Annotated in this window: 17 protein-coding genes; 7 read left to right on the top strand and 10 right to left on the bottom strand. The window is 60.7% G+C overall.

Features of this window, described 5'->3' with window-relative positions:
• Positions 1–607 precede the first annotated feature (607 nt).
• The 3 genes from fecA to AACV02_RS06820 all read right to left on the bottom strand — a co-directional run bounded on the left by fecA (position 608) and on the right by AACV02_RS06820 (position 4,460).
• The gene (fecA, locus tag AACV02_RS06810) at positions 608–2,944 is read right to left on the bottom strand and encodes a TonB-dependent Fe(3+) dicitrate receptor FecA (RefSeq protein ID WP_119738504.1); all 2,337 of its coding nucleotides are present in this window, start codon (positions 2,942–2,944) and stop codon (positions 608–610) included.
• Between the two features lie 89 nt (positions 2,945–3,033).
• Positions 3,034–3,975 carry a FecR domain-containing protein gene (locus AACV02_RS06815; protein WP_119738506.1) on the bottom strand — a complete coding sequence of 314 codons (942 nt, stop codon included), beginning with the start codon at positions 3,973–3,975 and terminating at the stop codon, positions 3,034–3,036.
• Complete coding sequence (locus AACV02_RS06820; RefSeq protein WP_119738509.1) at positions 3,972–4,460, bottom strand: sigma-70 family RNA polymerase sigma factor; 489 nt, start codon at positions 4,458–4,460, stop codon at positions 3,972–3,974. The genes AACV02_RS06815 and AACV02_RS06820 overlap by 4 nt, the downstream gene beginning before the upstream one ends.
• A 170-nt stretch (positions 4,461–4,630) precedes the next feature.
• Between AACV02_RS06820 and AACV02_RS06825 the strand changes: the two genes are divergently transcribed.
• The 6 genes from AACV02_RS06825 (at position 4,631) to AACV02_RS06850 (ending at position 10,917) form a co-directional block, all read left to right on the top strand.
• Positions 4,631–4,933, top strand: coding sequence for a DUF3649 domain-containing protein (locus AACV02_RS06825; protein WP_119738511.1), 303 nt, complete (start codon positions 4,631–4,633; stop codon positions 4,931–4,933).
• Entirely contained in the window at positions 4,930–6,504 is a 1,575-nt protein-coding gene (locus AACV02_RS06830) for a PepSY-associated TM helix domain-containing protein (protein ID WP_119738513.1), read from the top strand. The genes AACV02_RS06825 and AACV02_RS06830 overlap by 4 nt, the downstream gene beginning before the upstream one ends.
• Positions 6,505–6,831 carry a DUF3325 domain-containing protein gene (locus AACV02_RS06835; RefSeq protein WP_119738515.1) on the top strand — a complete coding sequence of 109 codons (327 nt, stop codon included), beginning with the start codon at positions 6,505–6,507 and terminating at the stop codon, positions 6,829–6,831.
• Positions 6,832–6,838: 7 nt separating this feature from the next.
• Positions 6,839–7,417 carry an RNA polymerase sigma factor gene (locus AACV02_RS06840; RefSeq protein WP_119738517.1) on the top strand — a complete coding sequence of 193 codons (579 nt, stop codon included), beginning with the start codon at positions 6,839–6,841 and terminating at the stop codon, positions 7,415–7,417.
• On the top strand, positions 7,414–8,391 hold the full coding sequence (locus AACV02_RS06845) for a FecR family protein (protein ID WP_119738519.1): 978 nt from the start codon (positions 7,414–7,416) through the stop codon (positions 8,389–8,391). Before AACV02_RS06840 ends, AACV02_RS06845 begins: the two co-directional genes overlap by 4 nt.
• Positions 8,392–8,676: 285 nt before the next feature.
• Positions 8,677–10,917: a TonB-dependent receptor gene (locus AACV02_RS06850; protein ID WP_106579476.1), complete on the top strand. Its 2,241-nt coding sequence runs from the start codon at positions 8,677–8,679 to the stop codon at positions 10,915–10,917.
• Positions 10,918–11,056: 139 nt separating this feature from the next.
• Here the strand turns inward: AACV02_RS06850 and AACV02_RS06855 are convergent, their stop codons facing one another.
• Both AACV02_RS06855 and yejK read right to left on the bottom strand, forming a co-directional pair.
• Positions 11,057–11,407: a glutaredoxin family protein gene (locus AACV02_RS06855; RefSeq protein ID WP_119738521.1), complete on the bottom strand. Its 351-nt coding sequence runs from the start codon at positions 11,405–11,407 to the stop codon at positions 11,057–11,059.
• Positions 11,407–12,411 (bottom strand): nucleoid-associated protein YejK, encoded by a 1,005-nt coding sequence (gene yejK / locus AACV02_RS06860; RefSeq protein WP_106579474.1) that lies wholly within the window; start codon positions 12,409–12,411, stop codon positions 11,407–11,409. The genes AACV02_RS06855 and yejK overlap by 1 nt, the downstream gene beginning before the upstream one ends.
• A 394-nt stretch (positions 12,412–12,805) precedes the next feature.
• On the opposite strand from yejK, the gene AACV02_RS06865 reads away from it, so the two are divergent.
• Complete coding sequence (locus tag AACV02_RS06865; protein WP_003188840.1) at positions 12,806–13,087, top strand: HU family DNA-binding protein; 282 nt, start codon at positions 12,806–12,808, stop codon at positions 13,085–13,087.
• A gap of 116 nt (positions 13,088–13,203) precedes the next feature.
• On the opposite strand, the gene rlmF is transcribed toward AACV02_RS06865, so the two are convergent.
• From rlmF to AACV02_RS06890, 5 genes are all read right to left on the bottom strand, one after another.
• Positions 13,204–14,223, bottom strand: a complete 1,020-nt coding sequence (gene rlmF, locus AACV02_RS06870; protein WP_119738524.1) for a 23S rRNA (adenine(1618)-N(6))-methyltransferase RlmF — start codon at positions 14,221–14,223, stop codon at positions 13,204–13,206.
• A 236-nt stretch (positions 14,224–14,459) separates the two neighbouring features.
• Positions 14,460–17,306, bottom strand: a complete 2,847-nt coding sequence (locus AACV02_RS06875; protein ID WP_119738526.1) for a valine--tRNA ligase — start codon at positions 17,304–17,306, stop codon at positions 14,460–14,462.
• Positions 17,307–17,517: 211 nt separating this feature from the next.
• Positions 17,518–17,904, bottom strand: coding sequence for a DNA polymerase III subunit chi (locus tag AACV02_RS06880; RefSeq protein WP_106579471.1), 387 nt, complete (start codon positions 17,902–17,904; stop codon positions 17,518–17,520).
• Between the two features lie 7 nt (positions 17,905–17,911).
• Positions 17,912–18,340 carry a DNA polymerase III subunit chi gene (locus AACV02_RS06885; RefSeq protein WP_119738528.1) on the bottom strand — a complete coding sequence of 143 codons (429 nt, stop codon included), beginning with the start codon at positions 18,338–18,340 and terminating at the stop codon, positions 17,912–17,914.
• A gap of 51 nt (positions 18,341–18,391) precedes the next feature.
• The gene (locus AACV02_RS06890) at positions 18,392–19,882 is read right to left on the bottom strand and encodes a leucyl aminopeptidase (protein WP_119738530.1); all 1,491 of its coding nucleotides are present in this window, start codon (positions 19,880–19,882) and stop codon (positions 18,392–18,394) included.
• Positions 19,883–19,915 lie beyond the last annotated feature (33 nt).

Genomic DNA, 19,915 nt, shown 5'->3' on the forward strand with positions numbered 1-19,915 from the left:
GATGTGTATGCGTCGCGATGCTTTTATGAGCCGGGGTTTGACTGACAAACCCGATCCCCTGTGGGAGCTGTCGAGCTTTAGCGAGGCTGCGAAAGCGGTGGGTCAGGCACCTTGGATAGCACCTGTACCGCCGCCTTCGCAGCCTCGCCGGGGCTCGACAGCTCCCACAGTTGATCTCGATTGCGGGCGATATTTGTACGTGCGAGATGCTTTTGTGAACCGAGGTTTGACTGACAAAAACCAATCCCCTGTGGGAGCTGTCGAGCTTTAGCGAGGCTGCGAAAGCGGTGGGTCAGGCACCTTGGATAGCACCTGTACCGCCGCCTTCGCAGCCTCGCCGGGGCTCGACAGCTCCCACAGTTGATCTGTATTGCGGGCGATATTTGTACTTGTCGCGATGCTTTTGTGAGCCGAGGTTTGACTGACAAACCCGATCCCTGTGGGAGCTGTCGAGCTTTAGCGAGGCTGCGAAAGCGGTGGGTCAGGCACCTTGTATATCGCCAGTACCGCCGCCTTCGCAGCCTCGCCGGGGCTCGACAGCTCCCGCAGGGGTTTGCATCGTTTGTAAGATCCCAGTCCTTGGCCGGTGCTTTTATGACTCAGGCAATCAGAACGCGATGGACGTCTGCACATACACCGTGCGCGGCTCACCGACGTATTTGCCTTTGTTGTTATCGTCGAACGAGCGGGTGTAGTACTGCTTGTTGAGGATATTTTTCACACCGACTGCCACGTTCAAATCCGACAGCTGTGGGCCGAAGTCGTACGCCGCGCGGCTGCTGAACAGCATGTAGCCTGGGATGCGTCCGGTACTGCCGTCGGCACTTTCCGCCTGGGTGTTGGCGTTGTCGGCGAACTGGCTGCTCTGGTAGCTGCTGTCCAGATTGAGTTTCCAGCGACCTTCGGTGTAACCGACGCCCACGGTGCCTTTGTGCTTGGAGGAGAAGGGTACGCGATTACCCTTGTTCGGGCCGTCTTCGCGGATGGTCGCGTCGACGTAGGCGTAGGTGGCATACACGTCAAAACCGGCCAGCGCCGGGCTTAGCCCGTCGAGGGCGTAGTTGAGGCTCGACTCGATGCCTTGATGGCGCGTTTCGCCGCGGGCGATCACCGAGTCGTTGGTCTGGTTGCTGTCGTACTGGTTGTCGAAGTTGATCAGGAACGCGCCGATTTCCGCACGCAGGGTGCCGTTGTCATAACGCGTGCCGAGTTCCCAGGTGCGGGCTTTTTCCGGTTTCACTTCGCCGCTGGTCACGCGGTTCGGCATCTGGCTGTACTGCACGCTGCCGAACGAGCCTTCAGTGTTGGCGTAGAGGTTCCAGTCTTCGGTCAGGTGGTAAAGCACGTTCAACGCCGGCAGCGCGGTGTTGTAGTCGCCCTTGTACTTGACGTTGGTCAGGTTGTTGGTCTGCTGGGACTCGATCATCTCGTAGCGGATACCTGGGGTGATGGTCCACTTGCCGATATCGATGCGGTCATCGACGAAAAACGCGTTGGCCTCGGTGGCGCCACGCGTGTCGCGGTCGTTGCGGCTGTTGGTGTCGGGCAGTTGCTGGTTGGCGCTGATCGGCGTGCGGTAGCGCAACTCGTGTCCGGCTTCGTTGATGTAGCGGTAGCCGATGCCCACTTCGTGGCTGGTAGGGCCAAGGTCGAAGCCTTGGGCGAAGCGGGTTTCGAGGCCGCGTACCCAGTACTCGCGCGGCGACAGCGAAAGGAAGTTGCCCTGATCCAGATAGCCATTACGCAACGTGGTGGTGAAGAAGGTGTTGGCGGTGAATTCGCGGCGGTCTTCCTGGTAGCGGTAACCGGCGTTGAACATCGTACGGCGGCCCCAGAATTTGTCGTAGGGGCGGGTGGACTGATATGGGTCGGCCTTGTAGTCCTTGACGTTCAAACCACCGGGCATATCGGCCTGGCCTTCGTAGTACTGCGCCATGGCGTTGAAGCTGTTGGCGTCGTCCAACTGGTATTTGCCTTTGAGGATCAAGTCGTCAATGCGCGTGTTGCTGTTTTCGCGCCAGTCGCCGCCACGGGTGCCGGAATACAAAATGGCGCCGCCCAGGCCATTGTCAGCCGTCCCGCCTGCCAGCAGGTTGCCGGTGGTTTTGAAGCCATCATGGCTGGAGGACGGGCTGGTCTCGGTCTGCAAGCCGCCTTTGACGGTGGGGGCGTCCGGGATTGCGCGAGTCACGAAGTTGACGATGCCACCGACGTTCTGCGGGCCGTAACGTACCGCGCCGCCGCCGCGTACCACGTCCACGGCGTCCATGTTGCCCATGCTGATTGGGGCAAAGGACAGCTGCGGTTGGCCATACGGCGCGAAGGGCACCGGGATGCCATCCATCAAGACGGTGGAGCGCGAGGCGAGGCGTGGGTTGAGCCCACGGATGCCGAAGTTCAGCGCCATGTCGTGGCTGCCGGTGCCGTTGTTTTCCGGGGCGTTGACGCCGGGAATGCGGTTGAGCACGTCACGTGCCTGGGTGGCACCCTGGCGCTCGAACTCGTCGCGGCGGATCACATCACGCGCGCCAGGGTGTTCGAACACGTTGGTTTGCGCCGCGTCGCCGAGCCAGTCGCCGACCACGTTTGACGTTTGCAATTGGAGAGTGGCCGGGGCGCTGGCCGGTTGCAGGCTGTAGGCGTTATCGCCCTCGGCGCGCGCTTGCAGGCCGGTGCCTTCCAAGAGTTTTTGCAAGCCTTCGTCGGCGCTGTAATTGCCCGACAAACCCCGACTCTGCATACCCGCTGTGACCTGGGAGCCGAACGAAATCAGCACGCCGGCCTCGCGACCAAATTGGTTCAGCGCGGCTTCCAGGGTTGCTGGGGCGATGTGGTAAGGCTTGGCATCCGCGGCCATTACAGAGGGCAGTGCGGTAAGACTCAGGCTGGCGCCCAGTAGGAATTGGCGCAAGGTGCGGGCAAGAAGCGTCGGTTGCTGGGGCATGAAGGGCGGTCCTGAGAAGGTAGGATCAAGGTGGCTTTCCTTCTCTGTCACGCGAGGTGTGGAAAACGGCTCATATTTTTTAAAATAATTTACGCGCGTGCCTGGACGGTCACCCAGTAGCGGGTAAAACGCCGTACTTTCACCGGCAGGCTGACCTCCAACAGGTCGAGGATGCGTTCGCTGTCATCAAGTGGGTAACTGCCGGACAGCAGCAGGTTGGCCACTTGCGGATCGCAATTGATCTGGCCTCGGCGATAGCGACCCAACTCGGCGAGGAAATCGTCCAGGCGCATGTGCGCGGCCACCAGCATGCCGTCGGCCCAGGCGCCGCTGTTGGCGTCGGTCGGGCGCGGGGTGTCCCAGCCTTTGCGGGTGAAATTGACTTGGCGCGAGGCCTCGACGGTCAGCGGCAGGCCGCTGTAGTGGTTGGGCATTACCTCGACATGGCCATCGAAAACTGCCAGTTGCGTGTGGTCGTTGAACTGACGCACGTTCAGCCGCGCCGCCTGGCTGCTGAGCAGGCCTTGGCCGGTCAGCACGTGCAGCGGCGTATCGCCGGGGCGTGCGATCAGCAAGATCTCGCCTTCGAGCAAGCGCACCAACCGTTGACTGCCGTCAAAATGCACATCCACAGCGCTGCCGGTGTTGAGCTGCAACTGGCTGCCATCGGCCAGCTGCACCTTGCGTCGTTGGCCCACGGGGCTGCGGTAGTCGGCGCTCAGCGGCGGCAGAATATGTTGCTGGCGCAGGCTCCAGGCCGCGGCCGAACCGGCGCCGAGGATCAGCAGCAGTTTGAGGGCCTGGCGCCGGCTGCTGGATTTCGGCGCGTTCAAGGCGGCGTGCGCCAAGGGTGAGGGCATGCCGCGCAGGCGTTGGTTGACGCGCTGGATGTGGTCCCACGCGCGCTGATGTTCGCTGTGGGCGTCCAGCCATTGCTGCCAGGCCGCTTGCTGGCGCGGGTTGAGTGCGCCTTGCTGCATTTCCATCAGCCAGTGCACGGCTTGTTCGGCGACTTGCGTGGAGAAGTTCATAGGGCGAAGTAGCAGCGCATGGCGGCTTTATTCAGGTGGCGCTTGACGGTGGCGATGGAGATACCCAGCTCGGCGCCGATTTGCGCGTAGGTCAGGCCGTCGAGCTGGGCCAGCAGGAAGGCGCGTTTGACCTGAACGGGCAGGCCGTCGAGCAGTTGGTCGAGCTCCAGCAAGGTCTGCAGGATGATTGCGCGTGCTTCTTCCGACGGCGTTACGTGTTCGGGCATCTGCGCCAGTGCGTCGAGGTAGGCGCGTTCCAGGTCCTGACGGCGATAGAAGTTGAACAGCACGCGCTTGGCCACGGCGGTGAGGAACGCGCGGGGTTCGATCAGCGTTGGCGCGTCCCGCGCGGTAAGTACACGGATGAAGGTGTCCTGGGCCAGGTCGGCCGCGCTTTCCGGGCAGCCGAGTTTGCGTCGCAACCAGCCGGTAAGCCAGTGGTGATGGTCGTTGTACAGAACTTCAACGAGGGTGGACGGCTGCAACGCAATCACTCCGTAAGCATCGGCATGCTTTAGAGAACAAGAATTGTTCGCATTGTAGGGCGCGTGACGAGGTTCGGCAATCCGCCAGGACCGGTGATTCATCCGTTCTCTTTTGCTTATGAGAATATTTATCATTAATATTGCGCGCTGATGACCCTGGCGCCTCCCGCATGAAAAGCAAACCCTCACTTCCCGTTGTCTATCGCCTCGCCGTAACTTCGCGCGTGCTGGCTGCCGTGGTCGGCGGTTACCTGATGGCGTCCCTGGCAGCCGTCTGCCTGGCGTTGTGGATGCCTGCGTCCCGCGCCGACGCGGTGATCACCGGGATGATGAGTTCGTTTGTGTTCTACCTGTTGGCGGTAATCTGGTGTTTTGCCTGCCGCACGGCAGGGCGAGCCTGGTTTGGCGTGATGTTGCCGAGTGCGATGTTTGCCACGCTGGCGGGCATCGGTTTGTGGATGACGCGCACATGAAAGAGGGCTTTCGCCAGGCGATGGCCTGGTTGCACACCTGGGCTGGACTGATCTTTGGCTGGCTGCTGTTTGCGATTTTCCTGACAGGGACCTTGTCCTATTTCAAGGACGAAATTACCCATTGGATGCAGCCCGAAGTGCAGGCGTATCCGTTGGATGACGCGCGTAGCCTCGCCGCCGCCCAAACCTATCTGCAGCAACAGGCGCCCAATGCCGCGCGCTGGTTTATCACCCTGCCGGACAGCCGCGATCCCGGCCTGTCGGTGATGTGGCAAGACAAAGTCGACCCCGGCAAACGCGGCAACTTCATCCAGAAAGTCCTCGATCCCGTCACCAGTCAGCCCGTGCAGGCGCGTGAAAGCATGGGCGGCGAGTTCTTCTATCGCTTCCACTTTCAGCTGCAGATGCCTTACCCGTGGGGGCGCTGGCTGTCGACCATCGCCGCGATGGTGATGTTTGTCGCACTGATCACCGGCATCATCACCCACAAAAAAATCTTCAAGGACTTCTTCACCTTCCGCCCACGCAAAGGCCAGCGCTCCTGGCTCGACGGGCATAACGCGGTGGGCGTGCTGGTGCTGCCGTTTCACTTGATGATCACCTACAGCAGTCTGGTGATCTTCATGAGCATGGTGATGCCCGCGCCGATCGTGGCTTCCTACGGCGACGACAGCCGTGCGTTTTTCAATGAAGTGTTCCCCAATACCAACAACGCGCCGGCGCTCGGCCAGCCGGGTGTATTGCTGCCGTTAGGGCCGATGTACGAGCAGGCGCGCCAGCAATGGGCGGGTGGGCATGTTGGTCGTTTGGTGGTCAACAACCCTGGCGATGTGAACGCCTCGGTCAATGTGGTCCGCGCAGGTGCCGACCGTGTGGTGCACGATTTCGGCAGCAGCGTGTCGTTCAACGGCACCACCGGCGAGTTGTTGCGGGTCAGCGGTGAACAGTCGTTGCCGGCGGCAATTGGCGGCAGTTTCTACGGCTTGCACATGGGCCATTTCGCCGGCCCGGTGCTGCGTTGGTTGTACTTTATCTGCGGGCTGGCGGGCACGGCGATGATCGGCACGGGCCTTGTGATTTGGCTCGGCAAGCGCCAGCTCAAGCACGCCAAAACTGCTGTGATGCCGTTTGAACTGCGGCTGGTTGAAGTGCTGAACATGGCCAGTATGGCGGGGCTGATGATCGCCATCGCGGCGTTTTTCTGGGCCAACCGGTTGTTGCCGGTGAGCTTCGCCGAGCGGTCCGACTGGGAAGTACAAACCTTCTTTATTGCCTGGGGCCTGAGCCTGTTGCATGCCGTGCTGCGGCGAGGCCGCCAGGGCTGGGTTGAGCAACTGAGCCTTGGCGCCTTGCTGTTTGTGGCCATTCCACTGCTCAACGCATTGACCACGTCGCAGCACTTGGGCGTGTCACTGGCCAGCGGTGATTGGGCCATGGCCGGTTTCGACCTGACGTGCCTGGCCAGCGGCCTGTTCCTGACCTGGGCGGCCTGGAAGATGCAGCGCCGCGCGGCGCCGCAGCTCAAGGCCGAACGCGCACGTGGACTGACGCTCAAGCAGGAGGCGAACTGAATGCTGCTCGCCCTGTTGATGTGCTACGCCGGGTTTACCGCGCTGTGCCTGTCCACCGACCGCCATCACGGTGAATTGCTGCACAGCAAACCCTCACCACCCCGACGCCTCACGTTGCGTGTGGCCGGTTGGCTGCTGCTGGCGCTGTCGATGTGGCCGGCCGTGGCGGCCTCGAATTGGGCGCAGGGGGTGGTGGAGTGGTGCGCCGTTTTGATGCTCAGCGCACTGTTGCTGGTGTTGCTGTTGCCATATCGGCCAAGGCTGGCCTTGATTCTGGCGGGCGTCGGCCTGCTGGCCAGCCCTGTTGCGGCGTTTGCCTTACTCTGAGCTTCCCATGATGATCAGCCCCCCACCGGAATCCCAGGACAGCCAGCACACCGATGCGGCCGGTGGGCGTGCGCATTTCCTGCAGGTGTTTTTGTCGCAGCGCTCGCAGATGGAAGCGCTGGTCAGCCGACGCGTAGGCTGCCGGGCGACGGCGGCCGACCTGGTGCAGGACCTGTTCCTGCGCTTCTGGCGCCGGCCGCTGGTGCAGGTCGAAGAACTCAGCACCTACTTGTTGCGCTGCGCCGGCAACATCGCCATTGATCACTTGCGCAGTGAAGGCGCCCGGGTGCGCAGCAGTGAGGGCTGGTTGCCAGAGCAGCAAGACAACCAGGGTTCCGAGCCCCAGGCGGCGTTTGAAGCGGGCAATGACCTGCGCCATGTAGAAGCCGCCCTGCGCAGCCTGCCGGAGCGCACTCGGCAGATTTTCCTGCTCAACCGCATCCACGGCCGCAAATATGCGCAAATTGCCCAGGCCATGGGGCTGTCCCAAAGTGCCGTGGAAAAACATATGATGCGTGCCCTCGAAGCCTGCAAAGCCAGCCTTCGCGAACCCTCGTCCCCACGCACGCCAGGGAAAGCACCGTGAACGTCACCCCCACGCCCGCCCAGGAGCAGGCCGCACTCGAATGGTTGAGCTTGTTGCATGACCAGCCCAGCAGCGGTGACCAGGCCACGTTCAGCCGCTGGTTGCGTGCCGACCCCGCGCATGTCGAGGCCTATGCTCAGGCCCAGGTGTTGTGGGAATTGAGCGAGGTGCCGGCACGCAAACTGGCGGACGAAGAGGCCTTGGCCTTGCAGGGCTACCTCAACGCGATGAACCCCCCGAAGCGCTCGCGTGCGGTGCGTTGGTCCGGCGCCCTGGCCGCGGCCGCGTGCCTGCTGGTGATGGTGTCGATGGGCGCCGGCTGGCAGCCGTCGCGCTGGGTCGATGACTTCGGTGCTGATTACGTGACGGCGCCGGGGCAGGTGCAGACCGTGACCCTGGCCGATCAATCCCAAGTCACTCTGGATGCCGACAGCGCCATTGCCGTCGACTTCAGCCACGGCGAGCGCCACATTCAGTTGCGCCGCGGGGCGGGGTTTTTCAGCGTGACCCACACCGGCCAGCCCTTTGTGGTGGCGGCTGGCAGTGGCGAAGCGCGAGTGCTCGGCACGCAGTTTGAAGTGCGCCTGCAACCGGCCGGCGCTCAGGTGACGGTGCTGTCCGGCCGCGTGGGTGTCACACCGTCACGCCAGGGCCAACAGCAAATTCTTACGGCAGGCCAGCAAGTGGCCTACGCCGACGGTGTGGCCGATACCCTGCACGCGGTCGACAGCGAATCACGTCTGGCATGGCGCGATGGCTGGCTCAACTACTACAAGGTGCCGTTGGCGGATGTGGTCAGGGACCTTGGCCGTTACTACCCGGGCCGGATCCTTCTGCTCAACGACGAGATGGGCGCCAGGCGCGTCAGTGGCAGTTTCCCAAGCAAGGATCCGTTGGCAGTTTTGAGTGCCTTGCAGGCCGTTCTGGGTTTTGAACAACACGCTGTGCTGGGTCGCATGATTGTATTGCGCTAGACACGAATGCTTCGATCGTCACTTTCAGCGTGACGATTTTTTCAAAAAATTTCTCTTGCCGGTTTTTTACAGGGCGCTGTAGGTCAGGTATCCCGGTGCCTGTAGATCGTTCATTTAACCTTCATCCCAATTGCCAAAACTTGTCACCAAACCGTTACACGGGCCGAGGATGATCCTCGGATTCCTGAGCAGGTGGTCAGGAAGATTGGCGTCGCCGTTCACCCGGTTCTGACAGCCAGTACCTCCCTCCATAACAACAGATAGATGCACGTAAGGGATCTACTCGTGACGATCAACACACTCTCTGCCCTGCTTTTAGCATCGGGCCTAGGTAGCTTTGCGCCGCTGGTTTTGGCAGACACCACTCAGGATGTCGGTTCGGTGAATGTTGCCGGCAAACAAACCCTGGGCAATGGGCACATGATTCGCGAAGAAAGTGCCAAGGCGCGGTCGACGGTAACCAAGGAAGCCATGGACGAAATGTCCGCGACCGCCAACGCCATCGACAAGCTTAAATACACGCCGGGCATCAACGTATCCAGCGACGACGCCAGCGGCACCAGCGGCACCAACTTCACCATGCGGGGCATGAGCTCGGACCAGGTCGGGGTGTCCGTCGACGGCGTGCCGATTAACGACTCGGGCAACTACAGCGTGTATTCAAACCAACTCGGCGACCCGGAAAACCTCGCCGAAGTATTTGCCACCCAGGGCTCCTCCGAGGCGGATGGCCCGCATATCGGCTCCAGTGGCGGCAACATCGGCATGATCACGATTCGCCCGACCAAAGAGTCCGGGCTGTTCGCCAAACAGATCGTCGGTGCCAATGACCTGCGCAAGACGTTCGTGCGGGTGAACACGGGCGATTTTGGCGGCCTCAAGAGCTGGGTGTCGGCCTCTCACCTGGAGGGTGACAAGTGGCGCGGCAAAGGCACGCTGCGCAGTGACAAAGTCGAGTGGAGCAGCCTGTTCGAAGACGGCAATGGCAACTCGACCCTGGCGACAGTGAAGTACAACAACCAGGAAAACTACAACTACAACACCTTGAGCAAGTCGCAGTTCGAGACTGACGGACGCCGCAAGGACTACTCGCAAACGCCGGTGTACAAGTCGGGCTTGCTGTCGTCGTCCTACAAGCTCAATCGCAACCCGTTCGAAAGCGTCAACGCCACGCTCACCCAGCGCTGGCAGTTGCAGGACAACCTGGCGCTGACGGTCACACCCTATTACTACTGGGCCAACGGTGGCAGCTTCAGCGGCCAGACCGCATCGAACCTGGGGCCGAAGTCTGATAAAGCCGGCAACTACAACCTGAGCAACCTGCAATCGGCCAACTATTACCGGCCATCGTGGACCGAAACCTGGCGCCCTGGCGTCACCGCGAAAATGAAATGGGACATCAACGAAGAACACAGCCTGGACTATGGCTACTGGTATGAACGCGCACGCCAGCGCCAGACCCAGCCGTTTATCGGCATCAACCGCGAAGGCGCGCCCGATGATGTGTGGGGCGATTACAACAGCGGCGGGCAGGTCGTCGACAAGAACGGCGCGACAGTCCAGGGCCGCCACTATTACACCGTCACCCCGTCGCAGAAACTCTGGGTGCAGGACAGCTGGCAGGCCACGCCGGACCTGAGTTTTGTCGGAGGCGTGGCATACCAATACGTCGAGCGTGACGGTAACAACTTGGGCAGCCTGTACGACAAGCCAGAAAAACGTAACACCCGTTATCACCAGTTCCTGCCGAGTTTCAGCGCCAAGTACCAGGTCGACGAAAGCAACCAGACCTTCTACAACGTCACCCGCAACATGCGCACGCCGCCCAACTACGTGCTGTACAACAAGGGCGACTCGGTCAGCCTCAAGTCTGAGTTGAGCTGGAACCAGGAACTGGGCTGGCGCTACACCGAAGATGACATGGCGTTGAGCGCGACTCTGTTCTACATCAGCTTCAAGGATCGCCAGGTGTCGACCACCGACTCTGCCGGCGACTACATGGTGCTCAACGTCGGCAGCGTGGATAACAAAGGCCTGGAACTGGAGTGGAGCGGTTTGTTGCCGCATAACTTCAACTACTACGCCTCGTACACCTACACAAAGTCCGAGCAGCAAGACGATTTGCTCAGCAAGAATGTGCTGTTGCCGACCTCGGGCAAGCAATTGGCCAACGTGCCGGAAAACATGTTCAACCTGGTGTTCGGTTATGACGACTCGCGTTTCTACGCCAACGCGGCAGGCAAATACGTCGGCAGTTTTTATGGCGATTTGACCAACAAGGAAAAAATTGAAGGCCGCACCGTGTTTGACCTGAACGCCGGTATTTACTTGCCGGTAGACAAGAAAGTCATCAAGTCGGCGACCCTGCGGTTTTCGATGCTCAACGTATTCGACAAGGAATACCTGAGCTCGGCGCGCACTGTGGCGTTCAACTCGGTACCGGTTAACGGCCTGGCGCCAAGTACGGCGTTTTACAACGTGGGGGAAGAGCGCACGGCGATGGTGTCGCTGGAAGCCAACTTCTAACTCAGGCTGGCGCAGAGCAAAATGTGGGAGCGGGCTTGCTCGCGAAGGCGGTGGATCAGTCAATACAGGTAACAACTGACACTCCGCTTTCGCGAGCAAGCCCGTCCCCACATTAGTTCTGCAGTGTTTTGCAGATCAGCTATTTCAACGCGGCCATGATCGCTTCAGGGTTGAACTCGCGAATCAGCGTGCCGTTCACGTCCACAAACGGAATCCCGCCACCGCCCAATGCCTCATAGGTTGTGCGCGCCTGGGCATCCTTCTCAATGTCCAGCGCCTGGTACGGAATGCCTTTCTGGTCCAGAAAACGTCGGATCTGCTTGCAGTAGCCACACCACTCGGTGGAATAGAGCACGACACGCGCCGATGTGCGCACTTGCTCTGAAACCACCTGCGAGGGGTTGAACAGCCGCTCGATCTTGCCCCAGTTCTGGATCACCACCACGACCAGCAACACCAACAGGACTTTCTTGAAGACCCCGCCGAGCATCAGTTACGGCGCTTGAGCTGGTCAGTCAGTTGGGTCGGCAGGCCTTTGATGATCAAAGTGCCGGCGGCTTCGTCGTACTCGATCTTGTCGCCCAACAGGTGCGCTTCAAAACTGATGGACAAGCCTTCGGCGCGACCGGTGAAGCGGCGGAACTGGTTGAGAGTGCGTTTGTCTGCCGGAATTTCCGGCGACAGGCCGTAATCCTTGTTGCGGATATGGTCGTAGAACGCTTTCGGCCGATCTTCATCGATCAATCCCGAAAGTTCTTCCAGGCCCATGGGCTCGCCGAGTTTGGCCTGGCTGCTGGCGTAGTCCACCAGGGTTTTGGTCTTTTCGCGGGCAGATTCGTCGGGCAGGTCTTCGCTCTCGACAAAGTCGCTGAACGCCTTGAGCAGGGTACGGGTTTCGCCCGGGCCGTCGACGCCTTCCTGGCAGCCGATAAAGTCGCGGAAGTATTCCGAGACCTTCTTGCCGTTTTTGCCCTTGATAAACGAGATGTACTGCTTGGATTGCTTGTTGTTCTGCCACTCGGACACGTTGATTCGCGCCGCCAGGTGCAGTTGGCCCAGGTCCAGGTGGCGCGAGGGGGTCACGTCCAGCTCATCGGTCACCGCCACGCCTTCGCTGTGGTGCAGCAGGGCGATCGCCAGGTAGTCGGTCATGCCTTGCTGGTAGTGGGCAAACAACACGTGGCCGCCGGTGGACAGGTTGGACTCCTCCATCAGCTTTTGCAGGTGCTCGACCGCCGTGCGGCTGAAACGGGTGAAATCCTGACTGCCGTCGAAATATTCCTTCAACCAGCCGCTGAACGGGTGCGCGCCGGACTCGGCGTGGAAGAAACCCCAGGCCTTGCCTTGTTTGGCGTTGTAGCTCTCGTTGAGGTCGGCAAGCATGTTCTCGATGGCGGCCGACTCGGCAAGCTCCGAATCGCGCGCATGCAGAACTGCGGGTGTGCCGTCGGGTTTTTTGTCGATCAGGTGGACGATGCAGTGACGGATCGGCATAGGCTTCTCGGCTGGTTGAAGGGGAGCGGTAAGCCTCCCCAAAAAGTCGCCAGTGTACCGCACCCATTGGCCATGACGCGCTTGGAAGGCTGTTTTGGGCGACCTCCCACGGGCTATATGCCTTTTTTTCACGGTTTAGAGCGATAAAGCTGACCAAATGGGTATGTTGAGGCGGATATTTCCCCGTCTCTGTGCTAGTTTTGCCCCGTCTTACGCCAAGACTCGGCGTTAAGCGTGCATTCAGCATCTGTCAGGTCGAACCAATCCCCGTTTCAAGCATCTATAACCCCGATCCCGTGGTTATGGCCGGGGGTGCCAGGCCTTGACGGTCAGGCTCGACGGCTGACACTGCACTCTGCAATCCATATGAATTTGATAGGGAAGGAACACCACAATGGCTATTACTAAAGACCAACTGATCGCTGACCTGGCTGAAGCAGTAGACGCACCGAAAACTACCGTGCGCGCTCTGCTGGACCAACTGAGCCAAGTTGTTGCTGATCAGCTGGAAAACGGCGGCGAAATCACTCTGCCAGGCGTTGGCAAACTGAAAGTGACTGAGCGTCCAGCCCGTACTGGCCGTAACCCTTCGACTGGCGCTGCCATCGAAATCGCTGCCAAGAAAGTTATCAAGCTGGTTGTGGCCAAAGGCCTGACCGACGCTGTTAACAAGTAAGACGCAGCAAAAAAAACCGTGCTCCGGAGCAATCCGGGCACGGTTTTTTGTTGCCTGCGATTTGACTGCAGTGGCGGTTCAGCCGGGGCGAGGGAGCAAGCGCCCTCGCCACTGGTTCAGTCGCGCACCCAGCGCTGACGCCAGATCTGCTGCTCGTTCTTGGTCTGGAAGGTCCAGGCCACGAAGCGGCTTTGCTTCTGGCCCTGGGACATTTCCACTACCTGGCTCTCAAGGACGCCGGCTTTTTTGAGGGCTGTCTGTATCGCGGGCAAGTTCGACGCTTTTGACACCAGGGTGCTGAACCACAGCACCTTGTGGGCAAAGTGCGCACTTTCGGCGATAAGTTGCGTGACGAAGCGCGCTTCGCCGCCCTCACACCACAGCTCCGCCGACTGGCCACCGAAGTTCAGGACCGGCAACTTGCGCTTGGGGTCGGCCTTGCCCAGGGCGCGCCACTTACGCTCGCTGCCTTTGGTAGCCTCTTCCATGGACGCGTGGAACGGCGGGTTGCACATGGTCAGGTCAAAGCGTTCGCCCGGCTCCAGCAGGCCCAGCAGGATCTGCTTGGGGTTGGGTTGCTGACGCAGTTGGATAACTTTGCTCAGGTCATTGGACTGTACGATGGCCTTGGCGGCGGACACCGCAATAGGGTCGACTTCGGAGCCGAGGAAGTTCCAGCGGTACTCCATATACCCAATCAACGGGTAGACGCAGTTGGCGCCCATGCCGATGTCCAGCACCTTGACGATTGAACCGCGCGGGATCTTGCCGTCGTTGACGCTGGCCAGCAGGTCGGCCAGGAAGTGCACGTAATCGGCGCGCCCCGGCACCGGCGGGCACAGGTAGTCCGCCGGAATGTCCCAATGCTGGATGCCATAGAACGCCTTCAACAGCGCCCGGTTGAACACCCGCACTGCGTCCGGGCTGGCAAAGTCGATGCTCTCTTTGCCGTACGGGTTGATGATCACAAATTGCGCCAGTTCCGGCGTGGTCTTGATCAGCGCCTGGAAGTCGTAACGGCCTGTGTGGCGGTTGCGCGGGTGCAGGGTTGCCTCTTTGCGCGGTGCCACGGGTTTGGCCGGGGCGGCGGATTTAGGCTTCTTGCGCGGGGGTTTAGGTGTGCTGGGGGCGGTCATGTTGATTCTGGTGTTGGCTCAAAGTGGTGGGCATTGTCACACATCCTGAGACCCTCTCGGGCAAATGTGGGAGGGGGCTTGCCCCCGATTGCGGTGTGAGAGTCAAAAATATTCAGACTGATACACTGCCATCGGGGGCAAGCCCCCTCCCACATTGACTGGATCGCCAGCAAGGATTGGAAAATTCCCGGCAAAAAAAAGAGGCCCGAAGGCCTCTTTTTTACACGGGGTTCACCTTACAGGCTGGAAATCCGCGCATGTTGCTCCGCCAGCTTGCTCAAGGCCTGTTCAGCCTCGGCCAGCTTGGCGCGTTCTTTGTCGATCACTTCAGCCGGCGCCTTGTCGACGAACGCCGCGTTGGACAGCTTGCCGCCCACTCGCTGCACTTCGCCTTGCAGGCGGCCAATTTCCTTGTCGAGACGGGCCAGTTCCGCGCCCTTGTCGATCAGGCCAGCCATCGGCACCAGCACTTCCATGTCGCCGACCAACGCAGTCGCGGACAGCGGTGCTTCGGCGCCATCAGCCAATACGGTGATCGACTCCAGTTTTGCCAGTTTCTTGAGCAGCGCGTCGTTCTCGGTGAGGCGACGCTGATCTTCGGCGCTGGCATTCTTCACGAACACCGCCAATGGCTTGCCCGGCCCGATGTTCATCTCGGCGCGGATGTTGCGCGTGCCAAGCATCAAGGTCTTGAGCCATTCGATATCGCTTTCGGCCGCCTCATCAATGCGCGCTTCGTTGGCCACCGGCCAAGGCTGCAACATGATGGTCTTGCCTTCGATACCGGCCAGCGGCGCGAGGCGCTGCCAGATTTCTTCGGTGATGAACGGCATGAACGGGTGCGCCAGGCGCAGGGCCACTTCAAGCACGCGCACCAGGGTGCGACGGGTGCCACGCTGACGTTCGATCGGCGCGTTTTCGTCCCACAGCACAGGCTTGGACAGTTCCAGGTACCAGTCGCAATACTGGTTCCAGATGAACTCGTACAAGGCTTGTGCGGCCAGGTCGAAACGGAACTGGTCGAGTTGGCGGGTCACTTCGGCTTCAGTGCGCTGCAACTGCGAGATGATCCAGCGATCAGCCAGGCTCAGCTCATAGGCTTCGCCGTTCTGGCCGCAGTCTTCGCCTTTATCCAGCACGTAGCGCGCGGCGTTCCAGATCTTGTTGCAGAAGTTGCGATAGCCTTCGACACGGCCCATGTCGAACTTGATGTCGCGACCGGTGGACGCCAGCGAGCAGAAGGTGAAGCGCAGGGCGTCAGTGCCATAGCTGGCAATGCCGTCGGCGAACTCGTCGCGGGTCTGCTTCTCGATCTTCTTCGCCAGTTTCGGCTGCATCAGGCCCGAGGTGCGTTTCTGCACCAGGGTTTCCAGGTCGATGCCGTCGATGATGTCCAGCGGGTCCAGGACGTTACCCTTGGACTTGGACATCTTCTGGCCCTGGCCATCACGCACCAGGCCGTGCACGTACACGGTCTTGAACGGCACTTGCGGCGTGCCGTCTTCGTTCTTCACCAAATGCATGGTGAGCATGATCATCCGGGCAACCCAGAAGAAAATGATGTCGAAGCCGGTGACCAGCACGTCGGTGGAGTGGAATTTTTTCAGGAACTCGGTCTGTTGCGGCCAGCCGAGTGTGGAGAATGTCCACAGGCCCGAGCTGAACCAGGTGTCCAGTACGTCGTTGTCCTGTTGCAGCGCCACGTCCGGGCCGAGGTTGTGCTTGGCGCGTACTTCGGCATCATCGCGGCCAACGTAGACCTTGCCCGACTCGTCGTACCAGGCCGGAATCCGGTGGCCCCACCACAGCTGACGGCTGATGCACCAATCCTGGATGTCACGCATCCACGAGAAGTACATGTTTTCGTACTGCTTGGGCACGAACTGGATACGGCCGTCTTCCACGGCGGCAATCGCAGGTTCAGCCAAAGGCTTGGTGGACACGTACCACTGGTCGGTCAGCCACGGCTCGATGACGGTGCCGGAGCGGTCGCCTTTCGGGACTTTCAGTGCGTGGTCGTCAACGCTCACCAGCAAACCGGCAGCGTCGAAGGCCGCAACGATCTGCTTGCGCGCTTCAAAACGGTCGAGACCGGCGTACTCGCCCGGGATCTTGCCGTCGATGCTCTCGTTCAGCGTGCCGTCGAGGTTGAATACCTGGCAGGCCGGCAGGACAGCGGCGTTTTTATCAAAGATGTTCAGCAGCGGCAGGTTGTGGCGCTTGCCGACTTCGTAGTCGTTGAAATCGTGGGCCGGGGTGATTTTCACGCAGCCGGTGCCGAATTCAGGGTCGCAGTAATCATCCGCGATGATCGGGATGCGACGACCCACCAGCGGCAGTTCGACGAACTTGCCGATCAGCGCCTGGTAGCGCTCGTCGTTCGGGTTAACCGCGACGGCGGCGTCGCCCAGCATGGTTTCCGGACGAGTGGTGGCGACGATCAGGTAGTCGTTGCCTTCGGCGGTCTTGGCGCCATCGGCCAGCGGGTACTTGAGGTTCCACAGGAAGCCTTTCTCGTCGTGGTTTTCCACTTCGAGGTCGGAAATCGCCGTGTGCAGCTTGGTGTCCCAGTTGACCAGACGCTTGCCGCGGTAGATCAGGCCGTCTTCGTGCAGGCGCACGAAGGCTTCTTTCACGGCTTCCGACAGGCCGTCGTCCATGGTGAAGCGCTCACGGCTCCAGTCTACGGACGAGCCCAGGCGACGGATCTGACGGCTGATGTTACCGCCGGACTGGTCTTTCCATTCCCAGATTTTTTCCAGGAATTTCTCGCGACCCAGGTCATGACGGTTCTGGCCGGTGGCTTCGAGTTGGCGTTCCACCAGCATCTGGGTGGCGATACCTGCGTGGTCGGTGCCCGGTTGCCACAGGGTGTTGCGGCCCTGCATGCGGCGGAAACGTATCAACGCATCCATGATCGCATTGTTGAAGCCATGGCCCATGTGCAGGCTGCCGGTGACGTTCGGTGGCGGAATCATGATGGTGTAGGAATCACCCGCGCCTTGCGGAGCGAAATAATTCTCGGACTCCCAGGTCTCGTACCAGGAAGTTTCAATAGCGTGCGGCTGGTAGGTCTTATCCATGCGCGGCGGGACCCTAGTTGGCATTAATTCAGGAAAGCCGGCAAGTATAACGGGGGATAGGGCGCAGGGCGAGGCGAAGACAGGCTTGAGGCGTACGCCAAGCAAATGTGAGAGGGGGCTTGCCCCGATAGCAGTGGGTCAGTGGCGGATAAGCTGGCTGACCCGGCGCTATCGGAGGCAAGCCCCCTCCCACCGTAGAGCCAGGTGTGGCTCAGGACTGATATTGGCTGAGCAACCGCTCCATGCGCGCATCCAGGCGGCGTTTGATCTCGGTTTCGATATGCGGGGCAAAGTCGTCGATCACATCCTGCATGATCAACTGCGCAGCGGCGCGCAACTCATTGTCCAGATGCAGCAGCAAGGCGTCGGGCGCTTTTTCTGCGGCGGGTGCGGGCTGTGCCACGGGAGCGGCAGCGACAGGCTCAGGCGCAACGGGCTTGCCGCTGACCATGTCGAACAACAGCGGAATCTGTACCTCGGCGTCGACCGTTTCGGTCAGCAGCGGCGGTTGCAAGCCATCATCACCGAGCAACTGACGGATCGACTCGAGGTCGTCCAGCAGGTGGTCGTCTTTTTTTATAGGGTTTGGCGTGTCCATCATGTACTCAAAGTCGTTGTAGCCGGTGATCCTGCAGAGAATAGCCCTGTTCGCGGTAGAAACGGAAACTCTCCCGCGCGGCCTGACGAATAGCCGGATCTTCCACCACCACTTCTGCCACACGGGCAAATGCCTTGGCAAAGGCGGGTACTTTCAGGTCCAGGTTGACCAACAGGTCTTTGTGATCGCCGCAGCTGTCACCCAGGCCCAGCACAACCAGGCCTTCGGGTTCGGACTCGGCAGGGCCGTGCGGCACGAAGCTTTCACCCTTGAAGCGCCATAAGCGCGCATCGAGGTCGTCACGTTGGGCGCTATCGCTGCAATGCAGGTAGATGCGGTGGCCCATGCGCCAGGCTTTTTCGGTGAGCTTGCAGGCAAAGTCCAGGCGCGCGGAAGGATCGGCGCTGGGCAATATATAGAAGTCGACTTGGGTCATTGCGGTTCCTGAGACCGGAGCGGCGTGAGGGCCGCCCCGGAATCTTCAGTTTCAGGCTTTGGCGCGGTCCAGCAGGTATTGGGTCAGCAGTGGCACCGGACGGCCAGTGGCGCCCTTGTCCTTGCCGCCGCTGGTCCACGCCGTGCCGGCGATGTCCAGGTGAGCCCAGTTGAGGTTCTTGGTAAAGCGCGACAGGAAGCAGGCCGCGGTGATGGTGCCGGCTTTCGGGCCGCCGATATTGGCGATGTCGGCGAACGGGCTGTCCAGCTGCTCTTGATATTCATCGAACAGCGGCAGTTGCCAGGCGCGGTCGTCGGCAGCCTTGCCGGCGCTGAGCAGTTGCTCGATCAACTCGTCGTTGTTGCCCAGCAGGCCCGAAGTGTGGGCGCCCAGGGCAACCACGCAGGCACCGGTCAGGGTGGCGATGTCGATCACGGCCTGGGGCTTGAAGCGTTCGGCGTAGGTCAGCGCATCGCACAGCACCAGACGGCCTTCGGCGTCGGTGTTGAGGATTTCGACGGTCTGGCCGCTCAGGGTGGTGACGATATCGCCAGGACGGGTCGCGCCGCCGCTCGGCATGTTCTCGGCACACGCCAGGATGCACACCAGGTTGATCGGCAGTTTGAGCTCGAGCACGGCACGCAGGGTGCCGAACACGCTGGCGGCGCCGCCCATGTCGTACTTCATCTCATCCATGCCTGCGCCCGGCTTGAGGCTGATGCCGCCGGTGTCGAAGGTGATGCCTTTGCCGACCAGCGCGTAAGGCTTCTCGGACTTCTTGCCGCCGTTGTATTGCATCACGATCAGGCGTGGCGGCTGGTCGCTGCCCTGGCCCACGGCATAGAAGGAGCCCATGCCCAGGTCCTTGATTTTTTTCTCGTCCAGCACCTCAACCTTCAGGCCCTTGAATTCTTTGCCCAGCGCCTTGGCTTGTTCGCCCAGGTAAGTCGGGTGGCAGATATTCGGCGGCAGGTTGCCCAGGTCGCGGGTGAACGACATGCCGGCGGCGATGGCCTGGGCGTGGGTCACGGCGCGTTCGACTTCAGCCTGGGCGGCCTTGATGGTCAGCAGGGTGATTTTTTTCAGGGCGCGCGGTTCGGCTTTCTGGCTCTTGAACTGGTCGAAGACGTAGCTGCCATCCACCAGGCTCTCGGCCAGCAGGCGGGTCTTGCCGTAGCTGTCACGGCCTTTTACGACGATTTCATCCAGAGCCAGGGCTGCATCGCTGCCGCCCAGGCCCTTGAGGGTGTTGAGAATGCCGCTGATGATCTTGCGGAACGGACGGTCTCCCAGTTCGGCGTCCTTGCCCACGCCCACCAGCAATACGCGGTCGGCTTTAAGGTTGGGCAGGCTCTGCAGCAGCAGGCTTTGGCCGACTTTGCCGGCCAGGTCGCCGCGCTTGAGCACGGCGCTGATCGCGCCACCGCTGAGTTCATCCAGTTGCTTGGCGGCGACGCCGAGCTTGCGGCCTTCGCCGACAGCGACCACGAGGGTGGCGGTTTTCAACGTTTCGGGGCTAACGCTTTTTACAACCAATTCCATTTTCGGGTCCCTTATAAAGGTCTGTGAGCCTGA

Origin of the sequence: Pseudomonas sp. Larv2_ips (assembly GCF_963879675.1) — a bacterium.
GTDB lineage: Bacteria > Pseudomonadota > Gammaproteobacteria > Pseudomonadales > Pseudomonadaceae > Aquipseudomonas.